Annotated in this window: 9 protein-coding genes; all 9 read left to right on the top strand. The window is 49.3% G+C overall.

Annotated elements, in window-relative coordinates; genetic code table 11:
• The first annotated feature begins 50 nt into the window (after window positions 1–50).
• Window positions 51–860 carry a 3'-5' exonuclease gene (locus VF629_RS07030; protein ID WP_331057753.1) on the top strand — a complete coding sequence of 270 codons (810 nt, stop codon included), beginning with the start codon at window positions 51–53 and terminating at the stop codon, window positions 858–860.
• A 36-nt stretch (window positions 861–896) separates the two neighbouring features.
• Window positions 897–1,577, top strand: a complete 681-nt coding sequence (locus VF629_RS07025) for a BRCT domain-containing protein (RefSeq protein ID WP_331057752.1) — start codon at window positions 897–899, stop codon at window positions 1,575–1,577.
• A gap of 397 nt (window positions 1,578–1,974) precedes the next feature.
• Window positions 1,975–3,084, top strand: a complete 1,110-nt coding sequence (locus VF629_RS07020; RefSeq protein ID WP_331057751.1) for a hypothetical protein — start codon at window positions 1,975–1,977, stop codon at window positions 3,082–3,084.
• A gap of 425 nt (window positions 3,085–3,509) precedes the next feature.
• Complete coding sequence (locus VF629_RS07015; RefSeq protein WP_331057750.1) at window positions 3,510–3,824, top strand: hypothetical protein; 315 nt, start codon at window positions 3,510–3,512, stop codon at window positions 3,822–3,824.
• A 643-nt stretch (window positions 3,825–4,467) separates the two neighbouring features.
• On the top strand, window positions 4,468–6,582 hold the full coding sequence (locus tag VF629_RS07010; protein WP_331057749.1) for a hypothetical protein: 2,115 nt from the start codon (window positions 4,468–4,470) through the stop codon (window positions 6,580–6,582).
• Between the two features lie 59 nt (window positions 6,583–6,641).
• The gene (locus VF629_RS07005; protein ID WP_331057748.1) at window positions 6,642–8,012 is read left to right on the top strand and encodes an AAA family ATPase; all 1,371 of its coding nucleotides are present in this window, start codon (window positions 6,642–6,644) and stop codon (window positions 8,010–8,012) included.
• Window positions 8,013–8,019: 7 nt separating this feature from the next.
• The gene (locus VF629_RS07000) at window positions 8,020–8,856 is read left to right on the top strand and encodes a hypothetical protein (protein WP_331057747.1); all 837 of its coding nucleotides are present in this window, start codon (window positions 8,020–8,022) and stop codon (window positions 8,854–8,856) included.
• A gap of 609 nt (window positions 8,857–9,465) precedes the next feature.
• A complete protein-coding gene (locus VF629_RS06995) occupies window positions 9,466–9,762 on the top strand; it encodes a hypothetical protein (RefSeq protein ID WP_331057746.1) in 297 nt (98 codons plus the stop codon).
• Window positions 9,763–10,567: 805 nt separating this feature from the next.
• Window positions 10,568–11,545, top strand: coding sequence for a site-specific integrase (locus VF629_RS06990; protein ID WP_331057745.1), 978 nt, complete (start codon window positions 10,568–10,570; stop codon window positions 11,543–11,545).
• The last annotated feature ends 366 nt before the right edge of the window (window positions 11,546–11,911 follow it).

Raw genomic sequence — 11,911 nt, 5'->3', positions numbered from 1 at the left:
TTCCTCCTGTTAATCGAATCTCCCCCAACGTCTTTTCACCTGCCTTCTGCATGCTAAAGCTTACCCGTCCCCTGGCCATTTATGACCTGGAAACCACCGGTACTAACCCGGTGACTGACAGGATTGTCGAAATATCCATTCTAAAGGTTTTCCCGGATGGAACTCGGGAAGTGAAAACCCGCAAACTGAACCCCGAGCGGCTTATTCCCAAGGAGGCCACGGCCATTCATGGCATTGCCGACGCCGACGTCGCCGAACAACCCGTTTTCAAGCAAATTGCCAAGGGTCTGTATGCTTACTTGTCCGAATGCGATCTGTGCACCTTTAACGGGAGGCGCTTTGATGTGCCGCTGCTGGCCGAGGAGTTTGCACGGGTCCAACTGGACTTTCCGGGTCGGGACGTGGCCATCGTCGACGTGTTTGACATCTACCGCGTCTTGAACCCCCGAAGCTTGTCGGCCGCCGTGATGCAATACTTGAACCGGGAGCACGCGCTGGCTCATTCGGCCGAAGCCGATACGACCGTGACCTTTGAGCTACTAGAAGCGATGATTAGCGGGCCCCTGACTGCTTTCGTGGGGGAAGCTCAGAAAATCACGGCGGAAGAGTTGTTTTGCCCCAGCGGGCTCTGCGACTTCGGGGACGGAATCCATCACGGGCGCCCGCGCGTGGTGCGCGTTGACCCGTCCGGCAAGCTCGTACGCAACGCGGAGGGGACCATCGTGTGGAACTTTGGCAAGCACGCCGGCCGACCGGTCACCAATACCGAGACGGGCTTTATCGAGTGGCTGCTGAAAAATGATTTCCCCGAAACCACGAAGACCACGGTGCGCAAAGTGGTCGAAGGCGCGGTAATCTAAAGACGGAAGGTTAAGAGGCAGAGTGTATTCCAATCATTGATTTTTATTTCAACCACTTACAAGCGTATGACAAATAATTTTACCCCCAGCGATGCCCACGGCCAGCCCCTGCGGCTCTTCAATCGCGCCAACAACGGCGCCAAAGCCGTTGACCAGCTGGTCGGCATTTGCACTGGCATCCTCGCCGACGGCGAAGTCAACGAAAACGAAGCCATTTTCTTTGCCGAGTGGGTGCGCAAGAACGCGCCATCCGAGCCGGTCTGGCCCTTTACGGACGTTCTTCAGCGCATCGAGCGCATTTTTGCGGATGGCGTCTGCGATGCGGAGGAAAGGGAAGAACTCAAGGCGGTGATGGAAGCCCTTTGTGGCTTTACGGAGCAGCCGGTGCCGATGGCGCAGACACTCTCTACTACATTGCCGCTGTGCGTGCCGGCCCCACACCCCTTGGAGTTTCAGGACAAGCAGTTTGTTGTGACGGGCAAGTTCGCGTATGGAGCGCGCACGGCCGTGTTTGACACCATTTCGGCGTTGGGGGGACAGCCCACGGACTCGGCGCCCACGCGGACCACTAACTACGTGGTCATCGGCGTATTTGCCAGCCGAGACTGGGTCAATACCAGCCACGGCCGCAAAATTGAGAAAGCCGTTCAATTGCGAGAAAAAGGGTGCGGAATTAATATCATTTCCGAAGAGCATTGGAAGCAGTTTATCCGTTAGCTCCTCGGAGCGGCCAAATATTCTGACCAAGCTAATGGTGTTTGAAAAGCGTTCCTGCGAAAGGGCTCGACAATATTAATTGTAAGTCCTTTCTTCAAGCTTTATCAATTGGTTTGAGAAAGGGTCGCTATTCAATGGGCTCGCAAACCTCTCATTCAAAAAAATAAGGGGGTTTACCAAAATCCACTCGCTCAGTTGGGTCTTTTAAAACTGTCTTTGGGTAAAGACGTCATGTACAATCACCGCGCGGAAGGCAAGCGCCCCAGCGAGGCAAACGCTTGGCGCAAGGGAGAAACCGTAGCGAGCACGGTTCGACTTCGTTTAGAAGCAGAGGGGAGTAGATAGCCGTATTCCGCCTACCTTGCCAAGCTTTATTCTAGTTCACTTAATTACTTCTATGCCACGCTTTCTACTTCTTTTTCTTGCAGCTTTTGTTTTTTCTGGGGCCCACGCACAAAGTCAGCAATCGCCTTTGTCCGTGGCCGATCTAAACTTTTCGGTTCCGGGCTTGCTCACCGTAAGCGCGTGGCAAAACCAGCACCCTAATCAACCATACGCCTATCCAACGGTTCATTATGGGTTTGCTGCGGGCGATGAAGTTGTCCTTGCTTTCAACACGCAAAATTCGAAGGGATTACAAAACCTGGCCGTCGTCGACGTCGCCACGAACGCCGTGGTGTTTTCCAAACAGGCATTTCAGAATTTGGATAATGTTCGCTTCAACATTCCCCGAAAGGCCGTGTATGCGTTTCAGTTCAACACCAACCACATAATGGACCGTTCGTGTCGATTGTTGTTGCAGCGCATTCCCGCCAGCCCGGAGCTGCGCAATTTCAATTGCAATGTCGAGTGGCGGACCGAGCCGGACACCTTGTTCCGCACGGAAATGCGTCCGGTTGTTGTGAGCCGTACGTTCCGGGCCGAAACCCTTCAGGAGGCAAGCAGCTACTACCTCAATAGCGGCAGCAACGCCACCCTCAAAGGAGGCAAATCTCGTGTTCCCATCGCCGTCCACTTGCCCGCCAACACCGTCCGCTGGTACTATAAGGTGTCCACGACGCGTAGCGAAGCCGACCTTGCCCAAGCAAAAGCCGGTGTCAACCTGCTGGTGGAACTCAGCCGCATCGCGGCGCTGATGACCTTAAAAAGTGACTTCGCGGCCCAGGTGGTGGCCAAAGGGGTTGAGCAGTTGGCCCAGCCCGCCGGCACGGGCTACTGCGATGTGTACGTGCTGGACGAACAAAACCTAGCGCCTTTCCTAGCCAAAACCGGCTTTCGGCACTTCCCGGAGGCGTCGCGCGAAAACATTCAAGCCGGCGCCGTCAAGGTGCGGTCCTTCACGCCCGGCAAGCTGTACTATTTGGGGTTGAGAAACCCTGACGCGACGGCTGGCGAGAGCGCCATCGTGGAAGTCGGGGCCATCGTGGCGGACGAAACCACGGCCATGCGAGCGGTCAAAATACCCGTGAGCGTAGGCCAAAAAAGGGTAGCCTATTTCGGCATTTAGTCCTCGTAGGACATCTACTTTAAATTTTCACCACCTGCCGCTTCAGCCCGAAACGACCGTTATTAAAAGAGCCCAGATTAATGGACCCATTCGTGCTGAAGCGGAACAGGGAGGCCCACGTCGGGACGAGTGAAGGTAAGCCGTATCGTAAGCAAATCCAACCGCGTGCGCCGGAATGGACCGTAGCTAGGCGTACCACGGACTTTTATTGCGAACACACCGTAATACAGGCAAAACAGTTGGTTCACACATACAATGTATGCCGCGGTTGCTATAGCTAGAGCTTCAGCGTCGGCGTTCTTTTCGGAACCCATCTTCCGCATTCTGTCGGTAAGGGGGCCCTTATTGGACTACTTTCGAGGCCCGACCACCATTCATTATGCGCCTGCGGCTCACAGGAAATCCAGGGCCCAACCGTTGACCCTGTGGCCGGTGTATTGGAAGGTCATGAGCGGCGCACCAAACTTCTCACTACACGCGTTGAGGGAGAACAAAGGCTCAATGCCTTTCGGTTGTATGTTCGCACCGGCCAGGAGACTCGCGGCGAACAAGCTTTTCGCCCCGACCATTCACCCCGTAAATCACCTGCCGCAATGATGTTAACCGACAGCCGTCGCCTGATTGCCGAGGCGTTTGAGACATTCAAGGCCTTCGACGACTTGACTGTGGCGAGCAGCGGCGGAGAGCTCCCAACAGCTCCCGCCAGCTTGTGGCAAATTTTGCAGCACTTGCTCGCATAACAAGCGCACCAGTTGGCCCACTCAGCAGGGGCGGGGCCGACGGAGGCATTTGACGAATCGCAGAGCTGGGCGGCGGAGCGCGTGCCCCCGACGAAGCAGCGCTGCAGGCCGCCGTGGCTGAGTTCCAGCACCAACTGGTGAATGTTCGTCAGAATTAACGTCACGGCAGCGAGCAAAAACGCTTTACTGTTGCCAAGGCTCCACGCATATTGCCCATCGGACAGCAGCGGTTGTGAGATATGAGTCACAATACGTTGCAGGTCGTTTTGGAGTAGTAGTGCCCTTTTACAAGCGAATTATCGAAATGGAGAGAGCTTTCGGAAAACCTTATTAAAACAAGTTGTATGCGGGTAAGGTCACCCGCTGGCATTCGGCAGCACTCAGGACGTTAGCCATGAACCACGGATTAGGCTATAAATTGCTTACCAGCATCAAATCCCATTAATCACTTGCAAATAGGCAGCGGACGTACAACAGCTTGGCTGTAAAAACAGTCTTTAAGCGCTAGCAAGTGAAGCATCCTGTTTATTGAATGACTGATTTTGAATCTATGGATTTCAGATACCTTTGAGCAGTGTTGTTAGCCTAACAAGCGTCGTTGGCCTAATAGCTTTCCAATTTTGTCTACTAAAGGGACAGCGAAATGTCTAAAATGAATGCTGATGTTGTGGGCAAAGTTCACAACACTCGATTGCCACTAAAAGATGGAATAATGGCTTTGTTCGAAGCCATATCAAACTCAATACAAAGTATTGAAGACGCGAAAATTAAAGATGGTAAAATACTAATTGAGTTAATTAGAAGAAAAAGCTTATTCGACGGACAAGAAGACTCTGTACTCCCAATAGATAGCATTAAGGTAACTGACAACGGAGTTGGTTTTATTGAAGAAAACCTTTCATCCTTCTTGAGTTCTGACTCAACATATAAGCTAACTCGAGGAGGAAAAGGAATTGGTCGCTTTACATGGCTAAAGGTTTTTGACCATGTAGCTATCGAGAGTGTATTTATGCAAGGAAATTTATCTCTGAAAAAGTACTTCGAGTTTGTCAACCACAAGGATGCGATCGTAAACGAAAAAGATGGCAGCGCCGGAGCTGCCCCGAGGGGTACAATAGTATCTCTTATGCACCTTAAAGAAGGCTACTTAGAAAAATTCCCTAGAGAGTTAGACGACATTGCAGACCAGATTATTGAGCACTTAATAATCAGATTAATATCTCAAAATTGTCCATCCATATTACTGCGCGATACCAGTATAGAGCCATCAATTGAAATTGATTTGAACAACAGGTTTAACCATGAGTTTCTAATCGATAAGGACGCGGATTCTTTCGAATTGAATAAATTCGTATTTAATGTAGGTTTATTAAAAGTTCGAGCTAATAGTAAGTCCCTTAATTCAATTTATTTGAGCGGAAATGATAGAATAGTGACTAATACTCCCCTTAGCAAATACATACCTACACTTACACAAGCTCTGACTGACATAGAGATTGGAGAAGCATTCTGTATCAAGGCATTAGTTACAAGTTCATATTTGGACATGAATGTGAACAATGAAAGAACTGAATTCTCTCTTAAAACAGGGAACGATGATGATGATAATTTGAATGGAAGCATATTTAATGAAATAACCCTCAAACAGATTGAGAACAGAACCTCAAAAATAGTAAAGCACCACTTCAGCTATTATATAAATAATTTGAGAGCAGCAAAAAAAGCAACCATTGAAAAGATTATTTACGATTTTTTCCCCCAATTTATCCCTATACTCAACTATGATAGTGTCATAGATTCAATACCACAAAATCATTTAGTGGACAAGAATAAGTTAAATATTGCTCTTCAAAAAGCTAAGTATGATATATTAATTCAGACAAAAAAGGAAGTAATTGATGTTCAAATTCAAATGGATAATATATCTGATGTAAATGCTACGCCAGAAACACTCCAGGAGTACAAGAGAGGTTTTGATGCTTTGGTTAAGAAACTAACCAATATTACTAAAACCGAGTTATCAGAATACGTATTGCATCGGCGTGTATTGCTTGATATTTTCGAAAAGGTCTTATCAAAAAGAGATGATGGCAAATACCCTTGGGAAGAAGAAATACACAATCTTATTTTTCCTAAAGGGAAGTCATCTGACGATATGCTCGGATTGTCGCAAAACCTGTGGTTAATCGATGAACGTTTGTCTTATCACAGATTTGTTGCTTCAGACCAGTCTCTGGACAAAAAGAAGAGAAGTAGCACAAAGCCAGATTTATTAGTGGGAAAGCAGATCACATCTGAGCCAGCGCAAGTTGATGGCTTTGACGTTCCTTTCGCATATTCAGAGGAATCTCGATTTGCGGCCTATGACTCCATGGTAATACTTGAGTTCAAAAGAGCTATGAGAACCGATTACTCTGGTGATAAAGATCCTATAAATCAGCTAATAGGGTACATTAGAGAGATACGGAATGGTAAAGCAAAGCACCCAAATGGAAGGCCAATAATTGTATCCAATTCATGCAGATTCTATGCATACTTGATTTGCGACTTAACGCCAGAATTAAGAGTGGATATAGAGGAAATGCATGAGTTCACCCCAATGGTAGAAGGGAATGGCCTATTCGCATTAAAAGATAAAATCAACTCATATATTGAAGTGGTATCATATGACAAAATATTATCTGATTCGGCGCAGCGCAATCAAGTTCTTTTCGAAAAATTGCAGATTGATTTTGCATCTTTAGTGGAGGCTTCGTAAAAGCATATCTAAGCTTTACATTGATTACCAGATGATAATCAATTTCATCTATTGACAGCATGGCACAAAAAAAACCGTCTCCTCCTCCGGCATATTTCCTTTCCTTAAGTTTAGAAAACGTCCGGAGTTTTCGTGAAAATCAAAAGATTTCATTTGCAAACAGTGATGGCAAACCTGCGCAGTGGACAATCATTCTAGGTGACAACGGAGTAGGAAAGACCACTGTATTGAAGAGCTTGGCCATGCTGATGCCTTCACTTGATACAACCACAGAACAAGCTGATTATTTTGACTCTTCTTTCCGGAAATGGTCTAGCAGATGGTGGCCAATCCGGAATAAAGGGGAAAATTCATTATCGATAAATTATGAAGCTCACGTTGGCACATTTTCAGAAGAAAACTCTATCAATAAATTTCCAGATTTAGGGAGTCGTGATTTTCCAGCCGTTCATGTACCTGGACATTCAGAACGAGATAAGTTTCGTTATTTATCTGCAACACAAGCTGTTCCAGCACACTTAGAACGTTTAGCAGGATTTGGCTATGGTGCTGGTCGTGCCACCGGTAAATCAACCTTGGGTGAAGTTTCCGAACTGAAGGATAATTGCTTTAGCCTTTTTGATGACCGTGCAGACTTGCTTAACCCAGAAGAATGGTTTTTGCAAGCTGATTACAGGCTTAAATCGAATGATGCTGGAATAACTAAACAAAACTTTGATTTGCTACGTGACGCCCTCATTAAGGTATTGGATGACATAACCGACTTAAAGGTCTCTCCTGTATCCAGTGGGGGCAATCCAGAGCAAGGACTTCAACTTCTTTCTCCCTACGGTTGGGTTCGTTTGCGTGACATGAGCCTAGGGTACCAAACCCTAGCCGTTTGGCTTACAGATTTTGCAAGCAAACTTTTTATACGCTACGATAAAAGCAAGAATCCGCTTGAAGAGCCAGCCATCGTATTGATTGACGAGATTGACTTGCACTTACACCCTAGCTGGCAGCGTAAGCTTATAAGGTTTCTCAGCGAAATCTTTAAAAACACACAATTCATTGCGACTGCACACAGTCCTTTAGTTGTACAAGCGGCTGGCGATATTCAAGCAAACGTTGTACTGTTAAAACGCGAGGGTAATCACACAGTTGTTGTAAGTGATTTACCTGATATTAGGCTTTGGCGAATTGATCAAATACTTAATAGCGAATTGTTTGATGAAGTGCCAGCTCACTCACTTGATACTGAAAAGGCCCTGGATAGGCGTGACTATTTATTAGCAAAAAAGAATCCCACAGCAAAGGACAGAGAAGAATTGGATGTGCTAAATCGTTTCACACATGGGAAGCCAGTAGGCGAATCCTCTAGCGAACGCCGGGCTGCTGATGTCTTGCGAGAATTAGCTCGCAAAATTGGTAAACAGGATATGCTTGATTAAGTGAATCATGATACGCATTAGAAAACGCTCTACCGTACCAAGTACACTCACTAAAGTTGGTAACGCTGACCTAATATTGCTTAAAGCTACCTATATAAATAATTCTACAGCTTGTCAGTTACCTAGAAATAAATTACTTAAAATTAAACAGGCAATTTATGGTGACACACTAGTGAAGCAAGCTTTGATAGATGATCAGCACGAAAAGTGCTGTTACTGCGAGTCAAAATTTGCCGCAACTGGCTACGGGGATGTTGAACATTTTCGTCCTAAGGGTGGAGTAAGGCAGGACAGACGTGGCCCCCTTGAGAAGCCTGGTTATTACTGGTTAGCTTACGATTGGAATAATTTGTTTTTCTCTTGTGAAATTTGTAATCGCCGCTATAAGCGCAATTGGTTTCCGTTACTGAATCCTACTCTGCGTGCTAAGCACCATGGTCAGTCACTTTCCCGCGAAAGACCTTTACTATCAGACCCTGGTCATACAAATCCAAGCAGGTACTTAAAATTTAACAAACATGTTGTTACTGCTAAATCGGTAAGCAACAGTGTAGTACGAGGCAAAGCGTGCATACGGGCATATGGATTAGACCGCAAACCGCTTAACCGACGCCGTGAAGAGTTTCTAGATACACTGAAACTTGTTCGCTTCGCTGCTTCTCTCGATTTAAATAATATGACGCCTGCTGATTTACAGACTGTCTTAACTGACTTAGCAATGACTCTGGCACAAGCTCATAATTACATTGCTCTTGCTCGTAGCGTGTGGAGCGAAGCTGCCTTTGATAAAAGCGAATATGCAGGTATGATACGAGACAACTTTCCACAACTACCACGCCGATGAGTAGCTCGAACTAACAACGCCTTAAATCCAAGAAGACCTTACGTCTCCGAACAAACCTTTTGGGGCCTATATCGAAATGGGAGAATAATTACAGCTCTTCCTTGGGCAAGATTGCCAGCGTTTGTCGTATATAATGTCCTATGGGTAAAAAAAGGCTGTTTCCATATTGGAAACGGCCTTATAGATAGCATAGCATAGCCTAGCTTTTACCTATTGTGTTTATTAAGCATAGTCAACCAGTAAGGTAAGGAGACATATCAACGCTGCTAATATTACTCCAACGCAATTTTACATTTTGTAAATGAGCGTTCACAGGACGATGAACTCATCAGCATTTAAGCAGCGATCCGTTCCGGACAGATTCGTTGCAAGACAGCTCAATCTTCGCTGTGTTCGATCGAATAAATTTTGGGTTACAGCGTGTCAGAGTAAGCAAGTAAACATGAGTTATTTAAATAATGGTAAAATCGAATGACCCCAGGTTTTATTCTTTAGTTGGCAACCGTTTCTAATCAAAGGTGTGGCGGCAAGCATTCTTTTAAAATATACGAGCTACTTTTCTCCCCAATTCGTAATCTTGATGACCGCATTGTTTTACGCTCCCTTATCATGGCCATTAACTTCAACGAACTGCAGAAATTACTAAACCGCGCCACCGCGGCCGCCGAAAACGAAAAAGACATTCGCAAAGGATTGTCGCGCATCGAAACATTGCTCGGCAATATCCACAAAGAGGTGGCGAACGTCTACGCCCTGTTGGACGGCGCCACGCCCGCGAAGAGAGAGCGCTCGACGCGGGCCCCCCGACCAGCTGTGGAGCCGGATGCAGACGCACCTTACGGACGGAAGAAGGACGGCACGCCGCGCGCGAAAGCCGGCCGTAGCAAAACAGCAAGCGCTGCTTAATATGTTTGCCCCCGAAAGCAACAACGCCGGTCCGTCGATAAACCGGCGTTGTTGCTTTTGGACCGATGTGGCAAGGGACACTCTTGGGGTGGTTTCGGCAGAGTTGCAGCGCTTCTATGCTGCTGCCGTTGACGATCCAATAATTGTTGGACGGGCATCGGAAAGAATAACTTGACCCTTCGGGTGCGGTAACCACCCTGGTTCAACTCCTAGCAATCTGCTGCCGCGTGTGCTCCCGCTCATGAAGCAGCACCCAAGTGCGCCACCTGGAGGTTATGCAGATTGGTGCGCGCAAATTCTTGCCGGACGAGCTGACTCTTCGCAATGGCCTTTGGTGCTGGATTGGCAGGGGTGCCCAGCACGGCGCCGCGTGCCTTCTTGGCCGGTGGGGCATCTTTGGTGCGTTTGGAAATGGTCTCACGCTCCTGCAGCCCAATCACCGCAAACAACCCGACGGTAAGCGTATTTGCATCCGGTATGTCTCAGCAGACGAGGGCCACGCCCGAGTCGCGCAAGGCAAACCCTCACTTCCACAAGCCCGGACTTCTGTGTGCTTTTGGCTTTGTCTTCCAATTAAGAATTCTTAATCGGAGCGCGGCACACCTGCTTTGTTCGGGCAATAAATGGGATTTTTCAGATGCATGTTAGAACTTTGCATATTATTTAGCATAAAATTGATGTTGATTGTTTTTTCTTAGGATTACCCTCGATAATGCTTACTTATCGAGGGTAATTTAGGCGTACTTTTGGGGCTGTAGGACTCTTCTCGTTTTCCGCCGACCCGCCGTCGGCCATCCCGCCCGCCATGGAAACCCTGCCTCAATTTCCCGAGTCCACCGCCGTCGGCGCGGCCCGCCACATCGACGAGTACGCCGCCGCCGGCGCGCGCTACGTCACCACCGGCCAGCAGGGCGCGGCCAACACGCAGCGCGCCTACGCCGGCGACTGGAAGCGGTTCTCCGCCTGGTGCCGCGAGCACGGCCGCGCCGCCTTGCCGGCCGACGTGCTCACCGTGGCCGCCTTCGTCACGGCGCTGGCCGAAGCGGGCAAAAAGGTGGCGACCATCCAGCGGCACTGCGCGGCGCTGAGCAAAGCCCACCAGCTGGCCGGGCTGCCCACGCCCACCGACGACCGCCAGCTCAAGACCTTGCTCGAGGGCATCAGCCGCGAGAAAGGCGTGCGCCAAAAGCAGGCGCCGGCCTTCACGCTCGCCTACTTTAAGCGCGTGCTCCAGGGCATCGACGCCGAGCGGCTCGACGGGGTGCGCGACCGGGCCCTGCTGCTGCTCGGCCTGGCCGGGGCGTTTCGGCGCGACGAGCTGGCCAGCCTCGACCTCGCGCACCTGCGCTTCGACGAGGACGGGCTGGTGGTCGAGCTGCCCCGCAGCAAAACCAATCAGAAAGGCGAGGCCGAAGAGAAGGCCATCTTTTATGCGCCCGACCGGCGCAGCTGCCCGGTGCGGGCCGTCAAGGACTGGCTGGCGGTGCTGGACCGGCACGGGCGCACGAGCGGGCCGCTGTTTCTCTCCTTCCACAAGGGGCAGCGCCTGAGCCGCCGCCGGCTGAGCACGTTTAGTTTAAACGAGATCGTGCAGCTGCGCTTGGGGGCGCCCTACACGGCCCACTCCCTGCGCGCTTCCTTCGTGACCATCGCCAAGCTCAACGGGGCCGACGACGCGGAGGTGATGAACCAAACCAAGCACAAGACCACCGACATGATCCGCCGCTACACCCGCCTCGACAACGTCCGCCAGCACAACGCCGCCCAAAAGCTCGGCCTGTAGCCCCGGGTGAGTGCACTCCTATATTATAAGGAGTGCACTCACCCGGAGTTCGGCGAAGCGGCTAGGATAATAAGGCCGGCATCAGGCCGAATGAATCCAGAGTGAGCAGGGCTCTTACTTATCGCTACCTATCCGGTTAGACAAGATGACCTGCAATCACGGGCTGATCAGGTACGCTAAGTAAACCTTAGCGTACCTAAAGCGTGCGTTTTTGAGAAGCCGCTATTTGAGGTGGTTTAGCTAAAACGGACAGTGTGAAGTCTTATCTTCCACTGCCCATGCATGAAAAACTAAATCCTGGCGGCCTGCCCGCCACCCGCAAGAAATATACGCCAGCCTTCAAAGCCGAGTGCGTACGCCAAGTGG

Origin of the sequence: Hymenobacter sp. (assembly GCF_036388155.1) — a bacterium.
Lineage (GTDB): Bacteria > Bacteroidota > Bacteroidia > Cytophagales > Hymenobacteraceae > Hymenobacter.
This window is presented reverse-complemented; position numbering and strand designations above follow the sequence as displayed.

Bases quoted from the DNA above. Each gene is read 5' to 3' on its own strand.
- VF629_RS07030 (WP_331057753.1), top strand. From the start codon at position 51: ATGCTAAAGCTTACCCGTCCCCTGGCCATTTATGACCTGGAAACCACC.
- VF629_RS07020 (WP_331057751.1), top strand. From the start codon at position 1,975: ATGCCACGCTTTCTACTTCTTTTTCTTGCAGCTTTTGTTTTTTCTGGG.
- VF629_RS07010 (WP_331057749.1), top strand. From the start codon at position 4,468: ATGTCTAAAATGAATGCTGATGTTGTGGGCAAAGTTCACAACACTCGA.
- VF629_RS07005 (WP_331057748.1), top strand. From the start codon at position 6,642: ATGGCACAAAAAAAACCGTCTCCTCCTCCGGCATATTTCCTTTCCTTA.
- VF629_RS07000 (WP_331057747.1), top strand. From the start codon at position 8,020: ATGATACGCATTAGAAAACGCTCTACCGTACCAAGTACACTCACTAAA.
- VF629_RS06995 (WP_331057746.1), top strand. From the start codon at position 9,466: ATGGCCATTAACTTCAACGAACTGCAGAAATTACTAAACCGCGCCACC.
- VF629_RS06990 (WP_331057745.1), top strand. From the start codon at position 10,568: ATGGAAACCCTGCCTCAATTTCCCGAGTCCACCGCCGTCGGCGCGGCC.